Origin of the sequence: Pseudidiomarina sp. (assembly GCF_048267825.1) — a bacterium.
In the GTDB taxonomy this organism is placed as follows: Bacteria; Pseudomonadota; Gammaproteobacteria; order Enterobacterales; family Alteromonadaceae; genus Pseudidiomarina.
Map to the genome: position 1 here is coordinate 31,390 of NZ_JBLWWR010000006.1, position 21,409 is coordinate 52,798.

Sequence of the window (21,409 nt, forward strand, 5' to 3'; positions counted from 1 at the left end):
GTAAATTAAGTTAGCATATTCTGGGAGGGCGGATGCCGAAGGTTACGTTTCTAATTGCGCTCGTACTGAGTGTTTTTTTGTTCAGTGCAACCGCACAAGAAACGACAGCGCCAGCTGTTGATCAAAGCATCGAAGATAGTCTTGATGATGTGTTGAACGCCGCCAACACTGAAACCTCAATGCAGCAACTGCAAGACATTTATGCCTCATTGACGCCAGACACGCCAGTAATGACCCGCGTGCGAACGCTAAGCTATATTGCCCTTGACCACGCCTACCTTGGCAATTACGAAGAAGCGCAACAAGCCATTGCTGAAGTGCGAATGATCGCCAACCAAAGTAATTTGGCCGATGCCAAGGCCGAAGTAGAAGCGACCGCATTACTAATTTCAGCCATGCAAGGCAAAATATCGCAGGCCATGGCAAATTTGAATGACGCCCTGATACCCCTAGAACAGGCCCAATTGCCCCGCGTTAAGTACTATGTGCACAATTTAGCCGCTTATTTATATGGGCAACGCAGTCAGTTCGATCGCTCCCTCGAACACTTGATTTATGCCGCCGATGCTGTGGCAGAAACGAATGATGGCCGTACCTTGATTCGACTGCTGTCAACCAAAACGCAAATTGCCAATTTATACGGGCGCCAAAAAAATTACGATTTAGCGATAGAGCAACTCGACGATGCGGAACGCATTGCTGAAGAAAATGGCTTGCTGGAAGACTTTCAGCAAGAGTTTATGTTCGAGCGCGCCTATATTGAGAGCCAACGCAATAATTACGATGCCGCTTTGGGGCTTTATCAACGCCTGAGCAACATGCTGAAAGATAACCCAGATGAAATTGCGAGCTACTTAACTGTGTTGAATAACATGGGTGATGTGGATATTCGTATTGGCCGGTATGAAGATGCCCGCGCTGTCCTCAATGAGGCCTACAACATCGCCCAGCTCAACCAGCAGCAATTTAATCCAGAAATCATTCTGTTTAATCTTGGTTATGTTGATGTGTTTTTAGGTGACGTCGACAAAGGTTTAGCGGCGATGCGCAAAGTCATTGATGACGCGCGAGAAACCTGGTCACCAGCCGAACTCGAAGAGTTATTAGGCGAATATGCCGAAGCGTTGATGCATTTACAGCGTAACCAAGAAGCAATACAGGTCTTACTCGAGCAACGTGATTTACGTAACAAGGCCTACCAAGGCGATCAGCAAAAAAGTATTGCCGAACTGCAAAACTTATACGACAGCAAAGACAAAGCCATGCAAATTGAACTGTTGTCGCAAAAGAATGAACTGAATCAGCAGCTAATCGAGAACGAAAGCCAAAAGCGCACAATTTTGTTGCTGTTTGTCATCGTTGCAGTGTTTGCTATGGTCTTGGTGGCGTTGCTCTATCGCGCTGCGCGTCGTAGTAATCTTGAGCTGAAGGTAGCCAATAGCAAGTTGGCTGAGCAGTCAATGCGTGACCCGTTAACCGGCCTATTAAACCGCCGCGCGCTGCAGGACAAGCTGAAAAGCCCACACCCCGCCAGCCCAGATGCCATGCTGTTGTTAGATATCGACCATTTCAAGCGGATTAATGACAATTTAGGACACGCCGTTGGGGATGATGTACTGATTGAAGTTTCTAAGCGTTTATTGCAAGTTTCGCGGGAATCCGATTTGGTTGTGCGCTGGGGTGGCGAAGAGTTTTTGATTTACATCAGTAACACCGAAAAGTCGAAGTTGCCAATTATGGCTAAACGCATGATTGATGTGATTGGCGCAACGCCAATCAAAAGTGGCGATCGTGAAATATCGGTCACCGCTACCGCTGGATTTATTAGCTACCCGTTTGCTGATTTGCATGAAAACCAAATGGACTGGGAAGAAACCTTACAGCTGGCCGACATGGTGCTCTATGCCGGTAAGGTGCATGGCCGCAATCAAGCGTGGGGGGTTATGGCACTTAATAAGCCTTTCGCGGATGTGCAGACCCTATTAGAAACTGATTTGCCTGGTGCAATTGAACAAGACGCTATTTCGGTGGAAATTATCCACGGCCCAGAGCAGCAAAAACGTAAATAAAAAAACCCGATGAAGCAAACGCTTTATCGGGTTTCTACTAGTGTTGAGGCTTAATTTAACGCTTAGTTAAGCTCTTTAATACCCATATTCCACAGCGTAAATCCGTAGATATCCGCATATTGCTCAATGGTTTTTGAAACCGGCGTACCAGCCCCGTGTCCCGCATTGGTCTCGATGCGAATCAATTGTGGGTTAGCACCGGCGTCTTTCGCCTGCAGTTCAGCAGCAAACTTAAATGAATGCGCTGGCACCACACGGTCATCATGGTCACCTGTAGTGATCATCGTAGCCGGATAATGGGTACCCTGCTTCACATTATGAACCGGCGAATACCCTTTGAGATATTCAAACATCTCTTCACTGTCTTCGGCAGTACCGTAGTCGTAAGCCCAACCCGCGCCAGCCGTAAACGTGTGATACCGCAGCATGTCCAATACGCCCACAGCAGGCAGTGCCACTTGCATTAAGTCAGGGCGTTGCGTCATCACCGCACCAACCAACAAGCCACCGTTTGAGCCACCACGTAAAGCCAATTTGTCATTCGACGTATAGCCTTCATCCACTAGATATTCGGCTGCAGCAATAAAGTCATCAAACACATTTTGCTTTTGCATTTTGGTGCCCGCAATGTGCCAGTCTTTACCATATTCGCCGCCACCACGTATATTGGCAACCGCATACACGCCACCCAGTTCGAGCCACATGGCATTGGTTACGCTGAATGATGGCGTCAGACTAATGTTGAATCCGCCATAGCCATAGAGGATGGTTGGATTCGTACCGTCCAGTTCAGTGCCTTTTTTATAGGTGATAATCATCGGTACTTCGGTACCGTCTTTCGAGGTATAAAATACCTGCTTTGACTCATATGCTGAGCTATCAAATTCAGCTTCTGATTCGGCATAAACACTTGATTCACCGGCATCAGGTTCAAAAGCATAGATGGTGCCCGGCGTGTTGTAGTTCGTAAACGTGTAGTAAACAACATCTGCTTCGCGTTTCGCGCTAAAGCCACCGACACTGCCAACGCCTGGCAATTCAATGTTACGTACCCGCTCGCCTTCGTAGTTGTATTGCTCAACTTTCGCGATTGCGTCAACCATGTACTCAGCGAAAATGTAGCCTGCGCCGGTTGATGGGCTTAACACGTACTCAGTTTCGGCAATAAAGTCCTGCCAGTTTTCTGCGGTTGGATTCGCCGCATCGACAGTAACAACACGTTTGTTCGGCGCATCTAAGTCAGTAACCAAGTAAAGTTTTGAGTCAACGTTATCCAATACATAGGTATCGGAATCTGTGTGATCTAGCACAGTAACAAGTTCACTGTCAGCTTGGCTCAAGTCTTTAATAAACAGCTTATTACCTGAGGTTGATACCGCAGCGGTAATCACCAGATAGCGATCATCGTCGGTCACCTGACCGCCAACATAACGGTGTTTTTCAGCTTCGGTGCCACCAAATACAACCTTATCGTCGGCTTGTTCTGTACCAAGCTTGTGATAGTACAGTTTGTGTTGGTCGGTTTTTGCAGAAAGTTCGCTGCCTTCAGGCTTATCGTAGCTTGAGTAGTAGAAACCATCGTTACCATACCAAGAGATTCCGCTAAATTTAACGTCAACCAATGTCGGCTCGAGTTGCTCTTTCGTTTCGACGTCAATCACGATAATTTTGCGCCAGTCACTGCCGCCTTCAGAAATTGCGTAAGCGGCTAATGAGCCATCTTTTGAGAAGCTCAACGTTGCCAGTGACGTTGTACCGTCTTCGCTAAAGGTGTTCGGGTCTAGAAATACTTCTGTATTGCCTTCAGCATCAGTGCGATAAACCACATATTGGTTTTGCAGCCCATCGTTCTTATAGAAATAGGTGTAGTTGCCCTCTTTGAATGGGGCACCAACTTTCTCGTAATTCCAAAGCTGTGCAAGGCGTTCTTTAATTTGATCGCGATATGGAATTTGCTCAAGGTAATCAAATGTTACCTCGTTCTGTGCTTTTACCCACGCCTCAGTTTCTTCTGAACGGTCATCTTCCAACCAGCGGTACGGGTCAGCAACAACATTTCCGAAGTATTCATCGGTTACGTTACCGCGCACTGTCATTGGATAACTTATTTTTGCATCCACGGCTGTCTCCGTGTGGGTGTCTTGTTGCGGCGAACACGCGCTTAATAACGCGACGCCGGCAACTGCGGCTATGTATTTCATGTAGGTATAACTCCCCTGCTATTTTTATTTAGGTTAATGCTGGATGTGTATTCGCAAACCACGGCTGGCTATTGAGCGCCAGCAAGAATTGTTGCAAGTTCGGATAGTCTTGAATATTGATACATTCTCGAAACTGCGCCCAACTTAAGAAGCATGCCAAGCGCAATTGCCCATCACTGTATGGCGCTTGCGTTGGCCATTCTTGTTCATTCAACAACGCCAATATAGAGCTAACTCGGCTCTGTTGGCGCGTTAAATACTGACTTTGTTCGCCCGTAATACTATCACGCTGCAACAAAAATAAATTCACCGTAGTATCAAGTGCTGTATTCGCGAGACAAAACAAATCAAAGTCTTGCACGTTGTCACAAAACGCCTGTTGATTGCGTTCGCGCAAATGCCGCACAATTGACGCTGAGTCATACAACATAATTTCGCCATCTTGCAAAAATGGTACCCGCTGCGTCGGCGATTGTTGTGCGCTCTGACCATAATCTGTCGGAATAAAATCAAAGGTTTCATTATTTTGTGCCAATACAATGCGGCAGTGACGCACGTACGGCGAGGTGTAACTGCCAAATAACTTCATAATATCCCCTAAAAGACGTTAAGCTATGCACACATTGTGCTTGAGATTACCAAAATGAAACGCGTAATACATTATTTACTAAAGGGCTTAACAATATTACTGCCTCTTGTGATGACCGTCGCATTAGTGCATTGGTTTCTAGTAACTATCGAAACCTGGCTGCGCCCGATTTGGGAGTCGATTCTGGGCACCCAATATTATTTCCCTGGCCTGGCGTTCTTAAGCTTTGTGGTGATTGCACTGATTGTTGGTTATAGCGCCCGCTGGCGCTTCGTCAATAAAATTTGGCAACTACCCGGCAGCATCATGGAGAAAATGCCCCTACTGCGCAGCCTGTACGGCACCATTAATGATGTGTTCGACCTCATGTCGGGCAAAAGCTTTTCCGATGAATCGGTCGTTTTGGTTACCCTTCCGGGTGCTGATGTAAAACTTATTGGTATTGTGACCAAAAGGTCAGGCGAAAAGAATGATCGGCTTTCAGCCATGCTTGATGACGACCACATTGCCGTATTTTTGCCAATGAGTTACAACGTTGGCGGCTATATGATGATTGTGCCGCGAACCAGTGTGGAAACCCTTGATATGTCACCCGCTGATGCTATGCAACTGACGATTAGCGGTGGCTTAGGTAAAAATCGTAATAATGTTGAAGATGATTAATCGGAGTATTCATGTCGTATCTTCCCTGTGTAGAAATAGAACCGAAACAACCCGCCACGCACGCTATTATTTGGTTGCATGGCCTTGGCGCCGACGGCAATGACTTCGCGCCATTAGTGCCACATTTAACACCACCGGTTGCGGTTCGTTTTGTATTTCCACATGCGCCTCAAATTCCTGTCACCATTAATGGCGGCGTACGTATGCCCGCATGGTACGACATTTTGAGTATGTCTATTGAGCGTGAAGTTGATGAACAGCAACTACGCGCCTCTGCAGCAGAAGTACACAAATTAATTGAGCGCGAAATAGAGCGTGGTATTCCGGCTGAGAATATTGTGTTAGCTGGGTTTTCGCAAGGTGGTGCGGTGGCATATGAAGCGGCACTGACGTATACGAAAAAGCTTCGCGGATTGTTAGCGCTGTCCACTTACTTGGCAACACACGCAAGTATTCAGCCAAACCAGGTAAACCAGCAGCTGCCCATTTTAGTCCAGCATGGCACGCAAGACCCTGTGGTTGCGGAGGTACTCGGTAAACAGGCGTATCAATGGCTGCAGCAGCATGGGTATACGGCGGATTATCAAAGCTTCCCCATGCAACATCAGGTGTGCGCAGAACAAGTGCAGGCGATTAATCTTTGGTTGCAGAAGGTTCTAGCTTAATCAGCCAGAACCTGTAGCTTTTCAGCCCACTGGGCAACCCAGGTAAGGGCTGTATCGCGATTTGCGGTGCGAATATTTACATGCCCAACTTTGCGACCGGGGCGAGGTTCTTTATTGTACCAATGGCAATCGGTATCGGCGTGGTGCCAAAGACCAGCTGGAATCTGCTCGGCGCCGATAACATTGATCATTACGGTAGACTCTAATCGTAATAACGGTAATGGCATACCCGTTAAAGCGCGAATATGCAGATCAAACTGGCTCGTGTTCGCACCCGTCATGGTCCAGTGCCCAGAGTTGTGTACACGCGGTGCAATTTCATTGACCAGCAGCGTTGCGTCATTGTCTGTGACAACCACAAAAAACTCGATGGCTAATACACCCACATAATGCAGCGCGTCGGTTAAGCGGCGGAAACATTCCTCAGCTTGCTGTTGCAACGCTGGGTCAACTGGGTCGATGGCGCCAAGGCTGTAACTCAAAATACCACGATCGTGCACGTTAGTAATTAATGGGTAACAGCAAATACTGCCGTCTTTACTGCGCGCGCCTACCAGTGATACTTCGCGCTCAAACGGAATCATATGCTCCGCGATACCTGGCGCCTGGCCAGCTTGTTGCGCGAGCTCCTGCGGACTATCAGCCATGCTAAAACGCCATTGGCCTTTACCGTCATAGCCGCCACGCGCAGCTTTCAACACCAGCGGTTGTTCGGCGTTGTCGAGAATTTTTTTCAGTTCATCGGCGGTACGGTAGGTTTGCCAAGGTGACGTTGGTACGCGGCAGTCATCGAATAACTTCTTTTCTGCGCGACGATCCGTCAGGCTCTTAATCCGCGCCGGGTCCATTAAAAATTTGTCGTGGGCCGCGGCTAAAATGTCTGCGGGAATATCTTCATGCTCCCAACTGACCGTGTCAGCCCACGCTATCGCCTCAGCAAGTGTCATGCTCAAGTCAATTTGCGCAGACAACGGTTTAACGGTGTTGGTGCGCGTGCTAAATAGCAAACACTCATGGCCGTGGCTGATGGCGCTAGCGCCCAACATCTGACCTAACTGCCCATCACCGATAAACAAAATTTTCATGACTCCGGTAACTCCAACTTTGGACCACTCATAACTTTGTCGCGCTGCTGCTCACGAAACGCATGAACGCGCTTGCGCACATTAGCATCGAATGAACCGATAATTTGTGCGGCTAACAATCCTGCGTTGGCAGCACCTGCGGCGCCAACGGCGAGTGTACCTACCGCGACACCTTTCGGCATTTGTACGATAGATAACAGACTATCAAGGCCCTTTAGTTGTTTGCTTGGTACCGGCACGCCCAGCACTGGAATTGCTGTAAACGCTGCGAGCATACCAGGTAAATGCGCGGCACCACCTGCGCCAGCGATCACAACTGGCACACCATCGCGCTCGGCTTGTTCCATCGTAGTTTTAAGCAGATCTGGTGTGCGATGCGCAGAAACAACTTCCGCGCGCCATTCAACACCGAGCTCTTTTAGCATTTGCGCTGCATTTTGCATGACGGGCCAATCAGATTGTGACCCCATTAAAATCAAGACAGGTGCCATTGGATGCTCCCTTTTTCAAAGGAGCGAATTGTAGCTAGCTGGGGCTCAGGGTGCAAATTTATTGCGCAATTCTCAGCCGATTGCGACCTTGGCTTTTGGCTTTATCCTTCGCTGCATCAGCGCTTTCAAGCCATTGCCCCCAGGTTTGATTGGCCCGCCACTGTGCCACACCTGCACTGGCGGTTACTGTGGTCATCATACTTTTTACGGCAAAGGGCTCATGGCGTAGGTTATCGAGCATCTGCCCAGTTAGCTCCGCAGCCTCTTTGACAGGTGTGTTTGGGAATACAACTAAAAATTCAGCACCACCATAGCGCACCATAACATCGTTTTTACGGCAGACACGGGCGATTCGACTTGCTGTTTCACGCAACACTTCGTCACCAAACATATAGCCGAATTTGTCATTCACGTTTTTAAAAGAATCGAGGTCAAGCAGCATTGCGCTCACCGGCTGCTGCTGTCGCTGCGCACGGTCTAGCTCACGTTGCATCATATCAGCCACGTATTCGCGTCGATAAAACCCAGTCAGCGGGTCTGTCGCGTATAGTTTCGATAAGTTACGTTGCATGTAGCTCATCATGATAAGAAATACCGCGCCGACACCAATTAAAACAAGCATTGATAGTGCAATTCGCCACGCGTAGTCAAACGGTAAAAAATTGTACATAACCGCTGCAAACAACGCGTAAATTAACATGATAACCAACACAAAAATGGTGCGGTCGAACATAAAGAAGACCATAGCCAACACTGGATACATCCAATAGACGCCCATCATGCCGCTGGTTTTCATCGACACACTAACAAGTGTTCCTAAGGCACATATAAAGAGAAAGTTTATCCACTGCGGCGCAAGCTCATTGCGGTAAACTACCCCCGTTAAAATGAACGCGAGTGCAACACTGACTAAGGCCCCTGTTTCGAGCCACTGCCCTTGTATGGCTACTGTGCCAGCCAGCACAAATATCACCACCCCGACACCAAAGTATATGGTGCGCATAGCAACAAGACGGAACTGCTGCCAAAGGTTCAGTGGAAGGGTAGAAGTCATTGATGCGCTTGCTGTATTCATATTGATCGGTTTCTCGCTATGCTATTCGGCTGAGTAGTGTTCTGCGGCGCATACTTGGTTGCGCCCTTTGCGCTTTGCCTCAAGTAAAGCAGTATCTGCGGTATTTATCCATTCTGCCCAAGTTTGCTCGGCTCGCAGTTGGGCAACGCCGACACTAACCGTTAACCGCACCTGCGCATCTTTGCCATCAAACGGTGTATTCGACACTATTTGTCTAATTTTTTCAGCTACCTTTACGGCCTCTTTAATGTCTGTTTCCGGTAACACGATTAAAAATTCTTCGCCGCCAACGCGAAATAACTGGTCATTAACGCGCAGACTCAATTTCAGCCGTCGTCCCAGTTGCTTTAACATTTGATCGCCAAACAAGTGCCCATATTTGTCATTGATGAGTTTGAAGTGGTCGAGATCTAACAGAATCAGACTGGCAGCGCGATGATACCTGCGGAAATTATTTATTAAGTCGCTAAGTACGCTATTGACCCGGTGGCGATTCTGCAGACCGGTTAAAGTGTCAGTTACAACCAACTGGTGTAATAACTTTTGCATACGCCCGAGCATCACCACAAAAACGCTGCCAAGGGCCAAAATAACAGACAATGTGGCGGCTATGCGCCAACCATCATCAAATGGCATGTACACTAACGCGGCTATACTAAAAAAAACGGTAATGACAGCGGCAAGTGCGATGGCGTAGCCGTCGCGGAACATGAAGAAACTCGCCACAAGCAATGGATAAGTCCAATAAACACCGATGGTGCCGTTCTGGCGAATAGACATGACACAAATCAAGCAGAGCAACGCCATAAATACCAGGCGCCAGTAATTGGGAATGCGCCCATGGCGAAATGTGTAAGCAATAGCGGCAAACACGACACCCGCCGTAAATATAATCGCCGATTGCATATAATTGCCAAGCCACAACTGCGCCCCTGCAAGGAGCAATTCCGTGATGGCTCCAGCCCACACCATATTGCGCGTAACTTTGTTGCGAAAGCTTTGCAGTAAGGCATCTGCAGAGTTCTTTGGCATGGCCAGCTTCCTTCTGACGTACCTGACGAAAAGGTTAAGTTAATCTGCTCAAAATATAGTCTAGCATTGGGAATAGCAACTGCTTTACGGCATAATCACGTGAATACACCGTTTTAGTCAATGTCCTGAAGGAGTTGTTGCCATGCTTATGCAAGCCGACCAAAGTGTACTGGTTATTGTCGATGCCCAAGAAAAGCTCGCGCCCGTTATTCATCAGCGTGATCAACTCATTGCTCGTATGCGTTGGCTTGGCGAAATTGCCAACGAATTGGACGTACCGATATTGGTGACCGAACAGTACCCCAAAGGTCTTGGTCTAAGTGTTGATGCACTGTCTGGGGTTATTGAAAACGCTCAGGTTATTGAAAAAATGCATTTCAGCGCAGTTCAAGAACCCAATTTCACGAATGCATTAAGTGAGCAAAACCGCTCGCAAATTATCCTGATGGGTATGGAAACGCATGTTTGCATACTGCAAACCGCACTTGATTTAATAGCTGATGATTATCAAGTTTTTGTCGTTGAAGATGCCGTCGGCTCGCGCCGCGATAGCGACAAACAAACCGCTTTAAATCGCCTGCGACAAGAAGGGGTGGTTATTATTTCATCTGAGATGGCCGCCTATGAATGGCTACATCGTTCAGGGACAGACCAGTTTCGTCATATCACCAAAAACTGGATTCGCGGCTAAGACTTAAACAACGGTTAATAAATCTTTAATTGACAGGGGTTAAGATAAGCGTATACTCGTCGTCGCTAGAAAAATTCGGCTGTCTAATTGTGGCCTGTTACGAAGTCAATTGCTGTACCTCGTTTTGTAAGTCCCCAAGTAATACACGTAATTTTTATTAGCAATACCTTAGATTTTCACATGCAATACGAGGAATCACAGCATGTCTACAGTAACTGGTAAAGTAAAATTCTTTAACGAAGCTAAAGGTTTCGGTTTCATTGAACAAGAACAAGGCGCAGATGTATTCGTACATTTCTCTGCTATCCAATCAGACGGTTTCAAAACCTTAGCTGAAGGCCAAACTGTTCAGTTCACTATCGAACAAGGTCCTAAAGGCCCACAAGCTTCAAACGTAGTACCTATGTAAGACGTTGCCTTCGCAACGCTATTAGCGAAAAGATTTCAAAAAGCCGCTCCTTGAGCGGCTTTTTTTATGGCTGCTCCACACCCTGATAACTGTACCAACCAGCCTTGTAGGTATGCTTCGTTGCAGATAGCCGGGCCTCTTTTAAGCCTTGCTCCAATACCCGCTTGGCACGCACAGTATCCCCCTTCGCAGCATGCACCCTCGCCTGCCCCCAATACGCTTCGTGTACGTAGGGCGCAGATTCTGCAGCCTTGCTATACATTACTAATGCTGTATCGAGCTCGCCTTTTTCAAAGGCCCGTTCCGCTAATGCTATCCAAGTATATGGGTTACTATCCGGTATGGCCTGGATACGTTGCGTTAGCTCATTCACCAATACGTTGCGTTGCTGACGTTTTGCCAAGGTCTGGTAGTTGTGTAATACATTTAAATTGTGTGGGTTTTGCTGTAGAGCATACTGATACAGTGCTTCGGCGGTTTGATCATCGCCAGCGCGACGGTGCAGCAACCCAATAATGTTTAACGTGTCCGCATCTTTGGGCATGTAACGTAATGCTTCTTGTGCATAAGCGAAAGCTTCATCAAGTTGCCCCGCCATCATTAACTCTGCAGCACGATTCCGGTAGTAGAGTGCAAGAAACTCGTCATTACTTATTAAACCTGTGCTACGGGTGTCTTTTGAAGGAAAATAATCAACCACAACCCATGAGCGCTGAAAAATGAACATTTTACTCTCACTTCCGGCTTCAGGTTCTGGCTTGTAGAGCCGTGCGCGAACATGGTCAGAAACCATAACCACGTCATTGTTGCGGTCATAAACAGGTGCATTCGTTACACGTTGAAATTTAATTTCTACGCCAACAAAGTCCGCAAGCCCTTTTGTCAAAATTGCTAACGCCATGCAGTTACCTGCGCTCAGCGCAAAGGCCTCGCTTGCCGTGTAGGTTTGCTCTTTGTAATTAAACCCATAGGTCAAATCTTGCAGGTATTCACTAATTCGCTGGTTCTCTGGAAGGTGCGCTAAGCGCCCATTAAAATCGAACAAAAAGTCCTGTTGCTGCTCCGCCGTTAGGGCGAACAGTTGTTGTGGTGTCACCAAAGAGCTTCTTGGTTCAAATAGCGCTGTATTAAATTGGGGTTGGCTAAGTTTTACCGACGTGTCAGCACTGGCTTGCTGGCCCGCATCAGGAGCGCTTGCGCAAGCTGTTAGGGTTGTCAGTAGGGCTATAAGAGTAAGTCGTGATGCTAGCATCTTTAATTACCTCCGCTAGCAACTGTTCAATCGTCAACTAATGATCGCTCTCACCTTGCGACTTCTTTTGTTGGTCTTTTTGGCGACGTTCAGCTGCTTCCTGTTCCGCAGTGAGGAAGTCCATATCGTCTAATTCAACTTCCGGTATCTCTTCACATACATTACCGCCAAGTTTATTTACTGCGCAACATAAATCGCTTACTTTTTGGTCAAGCAGATGCACATGATCCAGCATACGACCAATCGCAGTGGCGACTGGATCGGGGTTGTCGGCCGAAATTGCATAGGCGTCAAAGCCATACTGTTTCGCTATTTCTTCGCGGCGCTTTGTCACTTCTTTATTCTCTGTAGTACTCGCAACGCGCGCTGGAATACCTACGACAGTCGCTTCGCCCGGTACATCTTTAACCACCACTGCGTTAGAACCGATACGGGCATTTTCGCCCACTTCAATAGGGCCCAACACTTTAGCGCCAGCACCAATCACCACGCCATTGCGCAGCGTTGGATGGCGTTTGCCTTGGCTCCAACTGGTTCCGCCCAAGGTTACCCCGTGGTAGATGGTTACATCATCACCAATTTCCGCTGTTTCACCAATCACCACACCCATACCGTGATCGATAAAAAAGCGGCGGCCAATTTTTGCACCCGGATGAATTTCTACACCAGTGAACCAGCGCGATAGGGTAGAAGTAAATCGAGCAAGCCAAAACCAGCGCCAACTCCAGAGCTTGTGACTGATGCGATGCCACCAAATGGCATGCAGGCCCGGATACGTTGTTAACACTTCAAAAGCATTACGCGCCGCAGGGTCGCGGGCGAATACGCTTTGGATGTCTTCTCGAATACCTTTAAACATGTAACTTGAAGCCTATAGGTGTAAAAGATGCTTAGTATACCAAGAACTCGTGGTTCTTGCGTTAATTCACTCATTATAAGCGGTTAAAAGCCTGAAGCTTCATTGACCGCTTAGGACTTTGCTCTGTAATGTGGTCACTATAACAAAAAACAGAGAGGTGCTTGTTATGCGAAAGTTTCTTACATTATCTATCGCGCTAGGCTTAGCGTCGACAGCCCAAGCCGATACGCTCATTCACGCGGGAACCCTGATTGATGGCACTCAGGCCAATCCAAAATCGGAAATGACCGTAGTTATTGACGGTAATACCATTAAAGCCATTGAAAGTGGTTACCGCGAGCCACAACAAGGTGATGTGGTAATTGATCGTCGCAATGGCACCGTAATGCCTGGCTTTATTGATATGCATACGCATTTAACATCACAGCTAGGTCCTGGCAGCTATATGCATAAATTCACCAACAGCGCTGCTGATGTAACCCTCAACGCCGTCAACTATGCCAACAAGACCTTAATGGCTGGTTTTACCACGGTACGTGACCTTGGCGATTCCTATAACGCCAGCATTGCGCTGCGTAATGCTATTAATGCCGGAAAGGTAGTTGGCCCACGCGTTTATACTGCGGGTAAATCTCTTGCCACCACCGGCGGACATGCCGACCCTACTAATGGCGCGCATAGTGACCTGTTTGCGCCACCAACGCCTTATGAGGGCGTATTAAATGGTCCATACGAGGCACGTCAGGCAGTTCGTGCGCGCTATCAAGACGGTTCAGACCTGATTAAGCTCACTGTAACAGGCGGTGTGTTGAGCGTTGCAAAAAGCGGCCATAATCCGCAGTTTATGAAAGACGAGTTGGACGCCGTTGTGGCCACCGCGAAAGACTACGAGATGAAAGTTACCGTTCACGCCCATGGTAAAGAAGGTATGTTGCGCGCGATAGAGGCCGGTGTAGATTCGATTGAGCACGGCACTTACATGGACGATGAAGTGATGCGCGCCATGAAAAAGAAAGGTGTGTATTACGTACCTACAATTACCGCAGGCCGCTCAGTTGCTGAGCGCGCTAAAATTGACGGTTTCTTCCCTGAATTGGTGCGCCCGAAAGCTGCAGCTATTGGTCCTAAAATTCAAAGTACCTTTGCCGCCGCCTATAAAGCGGGTGTGAAAATTGCCTTTGGCACCGATGCTGGCGTGTATGACCACGGCGAAAACTATCGTGAGTTCATTTACATGGTTGAAGCGGGTATGCCGCCGTTGGTGGCTATTCGTAGCGCAACGGCCGAAGCGTCGAAGCTGCTTGGCGTAACCGACATAGGCACGCTCGAGGTTGGGAAGCGTGCAGATGTGGTTGCTGTGCAAGGTAACCCATTAGATAACATTGAGTTATTAAGCGATATTAACTTGGTTATCAAAGACGGCACAGTCTATAAACAGTAAGGTTTAACCGAAGTCTTTCAAGAGCTGGCGGATGTCTTTCAAAATGACATCTTCCAGCTCTTGTTCATACCCTTCTCTTTCAGAATCCATCTTGCGAATTTCACCTTTCGGATACTGCTTTCGTGCTTCATGAGTTGGCATGTGCTTAATGCGTTCGTACATATCATGCAACGCCGGATAACGCTTTGCGTAGCCCGCTTGCTGCGACTCAACCCGCAAATCAAGTAACACAACCAACCGCAGCGCGCCCTCAGACAACGGACACTGCCCTTGGTCCATGGCTTTGGCTATGGTGACTATGCTTTCATAGAGGTTTTCATTGCGTTTTTCCAGAGCTTTATCGCGGCGTTGGTTTTGTTGCTTCAATTGCCCCAGTAAACGACCGGCGTAAAAAGCCAGGCCAAGCACTACAACTACACCAAGTACCACCACTAACCAACCCCAAGTTGGCAAATTAATCTCTAGCATCATCATCCTCAAGGTCTAATTCGTCGTCAAAATCATCATCATCGTCTAGGTCTATGCCCAGCAAATCGGCAAGCTGCGCAAATCGCTCGGTGCGTTCTTCAACATATGCAGCTTCGGCTTTGCTCAATGTCTCGCCTGCGTCAACGCGGTCTAACAACTGCTCTAAACGCTGGTCATTCTCTAACGCTGATAATTCAGCCAAGGCCGCCTTGCGATCGAAAGCAGGCTGCTTAACTTGTTGTACGTGCTGCTGAGCTGGATCGATTAATGTGATTGGCTTTTTACTGCCATGACGCGGATCATGTGATGCGCTCGAGTCGACTTTGGCCGAGCCTTTAGCACTACCTGTAACCGGATTTGACCGACTACCCGGCTTATGTCCTTTGGTTTTTTGCGTCGTTTTCGGTGGTACCGTTTTGCCTTTCGGCTTTTCCCAATCATTTTGGGGCTGCTTCGCGGGCGCTAGCGGTCCAGTTTTGCGGGTCTTCTTAACGCGGGTCATGTGTGTTTCCAGAACAGGTGAATGTGAAACTTTCGCTACTTCCAATAGTGAAGTGGTGCGTAAAGTATCACATAGTTTACCTTATCTAGCGGGCAATAAAAAAGGCGATGTTTCCATCGCCTGATTTATTCTCAATTTTTCACACAGCGCACGTGCGATTTCGAGAACGGTTGTCATTATCTTCCATGTTTTTAATTATAACGTCCGTGATCTTTTTTATTATTATTGTTATTAGTTAAGTGCTTTAGTCGAGCTCTATTATTTTTATTCTGCCTGACTAAAAGGTGGCCTCCTGGCCGTATTTTTATTCCCTGGATTTTAAACTTTTAACTCTGCAAAGCCTTATATTATCTGGCCTTGCGAAAATCTAATGGCATTCAGAGTACTCATCCGTGCCAAATTATCAATGATTTTTATCTTCTAAAAATGAATTTTCTTATAACTTTTTTGTCAAGCCCGCGTTTTTATAGGGCTTTTTTTACGGTTTTTTTGCAACAAATAAAACAAAAAAGGCAGCTGATGCTGCCTTTTTGATGCGTCTTAGTACAACCCTTGAACGTATTGCGACAAGATCTCGATATCTTTGTCAGTCAATTTGCTCGCTAAGTCGCGCATCATATTATTCATATCATTAGCGCGCTCGCCGCTGCGGAACAGCTCGAGTTGCTGTTTGGTGTAGGCTGCATGCTGTCCCGAAATGTCTGGGAAGTTTGCCAAGCCCATGCCGTCACCACGAGGACCATGACATGCTGCACATGCCGCAATTCCGCGCGCTTCATCGCCTGCCACAAATAATTTCTTACCGGCAGCAATGACATCTTCTGGTGCGGCCCCACCTTCCATTTCTTGTGAAGCATAGAATGCCGCTAAATCCGCCATATCTTGTTCGCTCAACATAGCCACCTGGCCCTGCATTATCGCGTTAGCTCGACCCTGCTCGCCACCCGTTTCGTGGGCTAATTTATAGTCTGTTAGCTGCTTAAGCAGGTAACCTTCGTGCTGGCCAGCAATTTTCGGATACATATCAGATGGTGCATTTCCATCTTGTCCGTGACATGCAGCACACACAGCGGCTTTTTGTTGTCCTGCTTCAGCATCACCGGTCGCTGCCATAGCAACACCTGTTAAGCCAATGTACAGGCCTACGAACATTGCGATTTTTTTCATCATCGATATCTCTGCTCTGGGTAGTTGTAACAGACGCTATTTTACACAAAAGTTGTAAGGATTAAACGTCTAATCATGATACTATGTCGTTTCAATTGAGGTCCAAAACACGTCTATGAACACCACGTTGAATTTTCAACCCACAAAATTTATCACGAGCGCGGCAAATATTCGACAGTTGCCTGACGATACCGGCGTCGAAATTGCGTTCGCTGGCCGCTCAAATGCGGGCAAATCAAGCGCACTAAACACCATAACGCGTCAAAAAGCTTTAGCGCGTACAAGTAAGACGCCTGGCCGTACCCAACTCATTAATGTTTTTGAGGTGCAAGCTGGTAAACGTCTTATCGACCTACCCGGTTATGGCTATGCCAAGGTACCGATTACGGTTAAAGAAAAATGGCAGCAAGCACTCAGCGAATACTTACAACAACGTGAGTCACTTCGTGGCCTTGTATTATTGATGGATATTCGCCATCCCTACCGTGATACTGATCAGGATTTACTGCATTGGGCAGCGGAATGCGAAATTCCAGTGTTAGTTTTACTCACGAAAGCCGACAAGCTGAAACCCAGCCAACGTAAAAGTACACTGCTACAAGCACGTGAGGCTGCGCTTGTGTTCGGTGACGGCGTTCAGGTTGAAATGTTTTCGTCGCTGAATAAAATCGGCCTGGCTGAAGTTGAAGTTATCTTATCTGAGTGGCTAAATAGCGTGCCCAAGACAACGGTTAACGCCGATGCAGCAGACTGAGGCCCCACCACTAAAGGCTTGGTTGCTGCTGTTGCTGCTCGCATTAATCTGGGGCAGTTCATTCATTTTAATTAAGAAAGGGCTCATTGCCTTTCGCCCCGATCAGTTGGCCGCAATCCGCATCGCATCAGCCGGTTTTTTTCTACTTCCATTTCTCATGCAACGCTTCAAAACAGTGCGTCGCCACCACTGGCCCAAATTAATTTCGGTGGGCTTAGTTGGTAGTTTTATTCCTGCATTTTTGTTTGCATTTGCACAAACGCAATTAGCGAGTGGTGTTACCGGTGTACTTAATACCTTCACACCGTTGGCAACGTTGATTATCGGCGTTTTGGTATTTCGGCAAATGGTTGCTATGCAACAATGGGTGGGCGTTTTGATCGGCTTGGCCGGTACTTTTGTATTGATAACAGCCAGTGCCAGCGGTGAGCTACAATTTAATTCATTTGCGCTACTCATCATTGTCGCAACCATTTGTTATGGCATGAACCTCAACCTAATTAAGCACCATATACCTGATCTTGGTGCGTTAACCATAACAGGTGTTAGCTTATTCCTTGTGGCGCCGCCCGCTTTAATTTATTTGCTTGTCGCAACGCCGTTCACTGAGCAACTCGCAACGCAACCTGACGTGTTGTTTTCGCTTGGGGCAATTCTAGTATTGGGTATTGTCGGAACTGCGATGGCGCTGGTGATTTTCAATACTGTGGTGAAAATGACGGACACTACCTTTACCAGCTCTGTTACCTATCTGATTCCTATCGTTGCGCTAATTCTTGGCGTAATAGACGGTGAACCATTCTTGATAGAGCATGCAATTGGTATGGCGGCTATATTGGTCGGTGTGTTTATTGCGAATCGCCGGGCTCGCAAGCCACGCGTCGCTCCCACTGTTTGAATTCCAGAAAAGAAAAAGCCCGGCATAAAGCCGGGCAAAAGTTCTTACAATCCAGGGAGAGAACATCTCAGAAAGGTAATGACAAACGAACTCGAATCGTTTAATGCGCCTTTCACAGATTCTGACTGACCCTTTAAAAATTAGTTCAAAAAATTTTTTAATTTATCTAAATTTTTTTTAGTGTGCCTCGTCCCAGTTGTTCCCAACTCCGGCTTCTGCAATAAGCGGCACCTTTAATTCCGCCGCCTGCTCCATGATTTCCACCAGTTTTTGCTGGTACTCAGCCACCTTATCCTCACGCACTTCAAAAACTAATTCATCGTGAACCTGCATGATCATCCAAACTTCTTGAGCATGTACATTTTCGTTGAGATATTTTGCGACCGCTATCATTGCCCGCTTAATAATATCAGCTGCTGTACCTTGCATTGGTGCATTGATCGCGGCCCGTTCGGCACCTTTGCGGCGCATGCCGTTTTGCGACTTGATTTCAGGTAGTTGTAAACGACGACCATAAATCGTTTCGACATACCCGTCACGTTTTGCCTGCGAACGTGTGTCTTCCATATATTTCAAAACGCCTGGAAAGCGGTCGAAATACTTATCCACGTAGTCTTGTGCTTCGTGTCGGGGTATATCCAATTGCCGCGCCAGACCGAACGCCGACATGCCATAAATAAGTCCAAAGTTTACTGCTTTGGCGCGGCGACGTTGTTCACTCGAAACGTGATCAAGAGGCACACCGAATACTTCCGACGCCGTCGCTTTATGAATATCCCGGCCCTTAGAAAAGGCCTCCACCAGCGCAGGGTCTTGCGACAAGTGTGCCATGATTCTCAATTCAATTTGGCTATAGTCGATGGCTAATATTTTGTAACCGGCGGGCGCTGTGAAGGCCTGCCGAACTCGGCGCCCAGCTTCTGTTCGAATTGGAATATTCTGTAAATTCGGGTCACTCGAAGACAATCGACCTGTCGCTGTAACTGCTTGGTGGTAAGACGTATGGATACGATTAGTACGTGGATTCACCATTTTCGGCAATTTATCGGTATAGGTCGATTTAAGCTTACTCAAGCCGCGGTGTCGCATGATGACGTCAGGCAACGGGTAATCGAGCGCTAGCTCTTGTAGAACGTCTTCAGCGGTTGATGGCGCGCCTTTAGGGGTCTTTTTTCGAATCGGTAACTGAAGCTTTTCAAATAAGATGGTTTGCAGTTGTTTCGGCGAACCTAAGTTAAACTCTTCGCCCGCAATGTCATAAGCAGCCTTTTCCAGCTGTTGCAATTCTTTTGCTATCTCATGACTTTGGCGCGCCAATAGCGGTGCATCAATCTGTACGCCGCGCTGCTCCATATCAACAAGTACCGGAAGCAACGGCAGTTCAATTTTTGTTAATACATTCAACAGGGCTTGCTCTGCGCTTACGACTTTCCATAACTTGTTATGCAAACGCAAAGTTACGTCAGCATCTTCGGCTGCGTATGGTGCAGCTTGTTCTAAACCAATCTGGTTAAAGGTTAGTTGCTTCGCGCCTTTGCCGGCAATGTCTTCAAACCCTATCGGCTTATGCCCTAAGTATTGCAGACTTAAACTATCCATATCATGGCGTGAGCCAACGCTGTTATATACGTATGAAGCCAACATTGTATCGTTATGAATAGCACCCAAGCGAATTCCATACCGACGTAGAATATGGCTATCGTATTTCAGATTTTGGCCAATCACTTTTGCCGACGTCGATTCCAGTAAGGGCTTAAGCTGCGCCAATACCCAATCTCTATCGAGCTGCTCCGGCGCGCCCGGATAGTCATGTCCAACTGGGATATAACAGGCATGCCCCGGCTTAATCGCAAACGACAAGCCGACTAATTCAGCCTCCATGTAATTGAGGCTAGTCGTTTCTGTATCAAACGCATATGAACTGGCTTTTTCTAAGGCCGTTTTCCAAGCCTCGAAGCTCTTCTTATCAGTGACTGTTTCGTAGTGCTCATGACTAACCGGTGTGTCATCAGTTTGTTGGCTCGCTTGATTTGTGACGGGCCCTTCCTCCAAAACTTCGGCTAGCCAGCGGCGAAATTCACATTGTTTATATAGTTCAATCAGCTCATCACGATTCGCAGGTCCAATCGTCAATTCGTCCGGCTTAGTCGTCAACTCAACATCCAGTTTGATCGTGGCCAGCTCGCGTGACATCAACAGGATGTCTTTATGCTCACGCAGTTTTGCGGGCATCGTTTTCGCGCCACGAAAATCCAACTCTGCAAGCGCATCTGGATTAGCCAACATCGCATCAATGGATTCGACGCCTTGTAACATAGCCAACGCGGTTTTTTCACCCACTTTTGGCATGCCAGGAATACCGTCAGAACTATCTCCCATCAATGACAGAAAATCGATAATTTGCTCGGGCTTCACACCGTACTTTTCAATCACGCCATCATAATCGAGCAAGGTGTCGGTCATGGTATTGATTAACATGACATGGTCGTTTACCAGCTGTGCCATGTCCTTATCACCGGTACTGATGAGCGTGAAGCGGCCTTCGTCGCCAGCCTGCTGAGCCAAGGTACCAATGACATCGTCAGCCTCAACGTTGTCGATACATAAAAGTGGCAGCCCTAACGCTTTTACAATCTTATGTAGTGGTTCAATCTGTTGTCGCAGGTCTTCCGGCATCGGTGGACGGTGCGCTTTATATTCATCGTAGATTTCGTTACGAAACGTCTTACCCTTGGCATCAAACACAACCGCCATATGAGATGGCTTATATTTCTTCAATAAGCTACGCAGCATATTCACCACGCCGTAGATAGCGCCGGTTGGCTCTCCTGACGAATTGGTAAGGTGAGGCGGTGCATAAAACGCACGAAATAAATACGAAGAGCCGTCTACTAAAATAAACGGATTTTCCGGAACTTGGGGCGGTGTTCTTCGGGATGATTTTGGTGACGAATCGGCCATGGCTGGGATCTCGAATTTTGGCTGCTTTGAATTGCCTTGTAGCATGCCACAGCTCACGTATATTCGCTACTCGATAAGTTGCGTAACCTGTGCATACGTTGTGGATAAGTCTGTTGAAAACGAGGGAACTTGCCAGT

General features: G+C 47.4%; 20 protein-coding genes. 8 read left to right on the forward strand and 12 right to left on the reverse strand.

What is annotated here, in order from left to right; genetic code table 11:
- Window positions 1-32 precede the first annotated feature (32 nt).
- Window positions 33-2,069, forward strand: coding sequence for a diguanylate cyclase domain-containing protein (locus tag ACN0UN_RS06575; protein ID WP_417659293.1), 2,037 nt, complete (start codon window positions 33-35; stop codon window positions 2,067-2,069).
- Window positions 2,070-2,131: 62 nt separating this feature from the next.
- Here the strand turns inward: ACN0UN_RS06575 and ACN0UN_RS06580 are convergent, their stop codons facing one another.
- Both ACN0UN_RS06580 and ACN0UN_RS06585 read right to left on the reverse strand, forming a co-directional pair.
- Window positions 2,132-4,270 carry a prolyl oligopeptidase family serine peptidase gene (locus ACN0UN_RS06580; RefSeq protein WP_417659294.1) on the reverse strand — a complete coding sequence of 713 codons (2,139 nt, stop codon included), beginning with the start codon at window positions 4,268-4,270 and terminating at the stop codon, window positions 2,132-2,134.
- Window positions 4,271-4,298: 28 nt separating this feature from the next.
- Window positions 4,299-4,859 carry a glutathione S-transferase family protein gene (locus ACN0UN_RS06585; protein ID WP_417659295.1) on the reverse strand — a complete coding sequence of 187 codons (561 nt, stop codon included), beginning with the start codon at window positions 4,857-4,859 and terminating at the stop codon, window positions 4,299-4,301.
- Window positions 4,860-4,913: 54 nt separating this feature from the next.
- Here ACN0UN_RS06585 and ACN0UN_RS06590 point away from each other — a divergent pair, with 54 nt between their 5' ends.
- The gene (locus tag ACN0UN_RS06590) at window positions 4,914-5,522 is read left to right on the forward strand and encodes a DUF502 domain-containing protein (protein ID WP_417659296.1); all 609 of its coding nucleotides are present in this window, start codon (window positions 4,914-4,916) and stop codon (window positions 5,520-5,522) included.
- Window positions 5,523-5,533: 11 nt separating this feature from the next.
- Window positions 5,534-6,187: an alpha/beta hydrolase gene (locus ACN0UN_RS06595; RefSeq protein ID WP_417659297.1), complete on the forward strand. Its 654-nt coding sequence runs from the start codon at window positions 5,534-5,536 to the stop codon at window positions 6,185-6,187.
- Here the strand turns inward: ACN0UN_RS06595 and ACN0UN_RS06600 are convergent.
- The 4 genes from ACN0UN_RS06600 to ACN0UN_RS06615 are packed head-to-tail and all read right to left on the reverse strand — an operon-like array spanning window position 6,184 to window position 9,870.
- The gene (locus ACN0UN_RS06600) at window positions 6,184-7,272 is read right to left on the reverse strand and encodes a 5-(carboxyamino)imidazole ribonucleotide synthase (protein WP_417659298.1); all 1,089 of its coding nucleotides are present in this window, start codon (window positions 7,270-7,272) and stop codon (window positions 6,184-6,186) included. The two genes, ACN0UN_RS06595 and ACN0UN_RS06600, sit on opposite strands and share 4 nt — an antisense overlap.
- The gene (gene purE / locus ACN0UN_RS06605; protein ID WP_417659299.1) at window positions 7,269-7,763 is read right to left on the reverse strand and encodes a 5-(carboxyamino)imidazole ribonucleotide mutase; all 495 of its coding nucleotides are present in this window, start codon (window positions 7,761-7,763) and stop codon (window positions 7,269-7,271) included. Before purE ends, ACN0UN_RS06600 begins: the two co-directional genes overlap by 4 nt.
- A 58-nt stretch (window positions 7,764-7,821) precedes the next feature.
- Window positions 7,822-8,838, reverse strand: a complete 1,017-nt coding sequence (locus ACN0UN_RS06610; RefSeq protein WP_417659300.1) for a diguanylate cyclase — start codon at window positions 8,836-8,838, stop codon at window positions 7,822-7,824.
- Between the two features lie 21 nt (window positions 8,839-8,859).
- Entirely contained in the window at window positions 8,860-9,870 is a 1,011-nt protein-coding gene (locus ACN0UN_RS06615) for a GGDEF domain-containing protein (protein ID WP_417659301.1), read from the reverse strand.
- Window positions 9,871-10,012: 142 nt separating this feature from the next.
- Between ACN0UN_RS06615 and ACN0UN_RS06620 the strand changes: the two genes are divergently transcribed.
- Together ACN0UN_RS06620 and ACN0UN_RS06625 are read left to right on the forward strand one after the other, a co-directional pair.
- Entirely contained in the window at window positions 10,013-10,561 is a 549-nt protein-coding gene (locus ACN0UN_RS06620; protein ID WP_417659302.1) for a hydrolase, read from the forward strand.
- Between the two features lie 202 nt (window positions 10,562-10,763).
- Complete coding sequence (locus ACN0UN_RS06625; protein WP_055439451.1) at window positions 10,764-10,970, forward strand: cold-shock protein; 207 nt, start codon at window positions 10,764-10,766, stop codon at window positions 10,968-10,970.
- Between the two features lie 64 nt (window positions 10,971-11,034).
- Here ACN0UN_RS06625 and ACN0UN_RS06630 read toward each other — a convergent pair whose 3' ends face one another.
- Both ACN0UN_RS06630 and cysE read right to left on the reverse strand, forming a co-directional pair.
- Window positions 11,035-12,222: a tetratricopeptide repeat protein gene (locus ACN0UN_RS06630; RefSeq protein ID WP_417659303.1), complete on the reverse strand. Its 1,188-nt coding sequence runs from the start codon at window positions 12,220-12,222 to the stop codon at window positions 11,035-11,037.
- Window positions 12,223-12,259: 37 nt separating this feature from the next.
- Window positions 12,260-13,081: a serine O-acetyltransferase gene (gene cysE / locus ACN0UN_RS06635; protein WP_417659304.1), complete on the reverse strand. Its 822-nt coding sequence runs from the start codon at window positions 13,079-13,081 to the stop codon at window positions 12,260-12,262.
- A 166-nt stretch (window positions 13,082-13,247) separates the two neighbouring features.
- Here cysE and ACN0UN_RS06640 point away from each other — a divergent pair, with 166 nt between their 5' ends.
- On the forward strand, window positions 13,248-14,522 hold the full coding sequence (locus ACN0UN_RS06640; RefSeq protein WP_417659305.1) for an amidohydrolase family protein: 1,275 nt from the start codon (window positions 13,248-13,250) through the stop codon (window positions 14,520-14,522).
- 3 nt (window positions 14,523-14,525) lie between these two features.
- Here ACN0UN_RS06640 and ACN0UN_RS06645 read toward each other — a convergent pair whose 3' ends face one another.
- The 3 genes from ACN0UN_RS06645 to ACN0UN_RS06655 all read right to left on the reverse strand — a co-directional run bounded on the left by ACN0UN_RS06645 (window position 14,526) and on the right by ACN0UN_RS06655 (window position 16,659).
- Window positions 14,526-14,990, reverse strand: a complete 465-nt coding sequence (locus tag ACN0UN_RS06645; RefSeq protein ID WP_417659306.1) for a DUF2489 domain-containing protein — start codon at window positions 14,988-14,990, stop codon at window positions 14,526-14,528.
- Entirely contained in the window at window positions 14,977-15,492 is a 516-nt protein-coding gene (gene yihI / locus ACN0UN_RS06650; RefSeq protein ID WP_417659307.1) for a Der GTPase-activating protein YihI, read from the reverse strand. The genes ACN0UN_RS06645 and yihI overlap by 14 nt, the downstream gene beginning before the upstream one ends.
- 540 nt (window positions 15,493-16,032) lie before the next feature.
- Window positions 16,033-16,659, reverse strand: a complete 627-nt coding sequence (locus ACN0UN_RS06655) for a c-type cytochrome (protein WP_417659394.1) — start codon at window positions 16,657-16,659, stop codon at window positions 16,033-16,035.
- Window positions 16,660-16,774: 115 nt separating this feature from the next.
- Here ACN0UN_RS06655 and yihA point away from each other — a divergent pair, with 115 nt between their 5' ends.
- Both yihA and ACN0UN_RS06665 read left to right on the forward strand, forming a co-directional pair.
- Window positions 16,775-17,413: a ribosome biogenesis GTP-binding protein YihA/YsxC gene (gene yihA / locus ACN0UN_RS06660; RefSeq protein ID WP_417659308.1), complete on the forward strand. Its 639-nt coding sequence runs from the start codon at window positions 16,775-16,777 to the stop codon at window positions 17,411-17,413.
- On the forward strand, window positions 17,400-18,311 hold the full coding sequence (locus ACN0UN_RS06665; protein WP_417659309.1) for a DMT family transporter: 912 nt from the start codon (window positions 17,400-17,402) through the stop codon (window positions 18,309-18,311). The genes yihA and ACN0UN_RS06665 overlap by 14 nt, the downstream gene beginning before the upstream one ends.
- 177 nt (window positions 18,312-18,488) lie before the next feature.
- Here the strand turns inward: ACN0UN_RS06665 and polA are convergent, their stop codons facing one another.
- Window positions 18,489-21,272 carry a DNA polymerase I gene (polA, locus tag ACN0UN_RS06670; RefSeq protein WP_417659395.1) on the reverse strand — a complete coding sequence of 928 codons (2,784 nt, stop codon included), beginning with the start codon at window positions 21,270-21,272 and terminating at the stop codon, window positions 18,489-18,491.
- Window positions 21,273-21,409 lie beyond the last annotated feature (137 nt).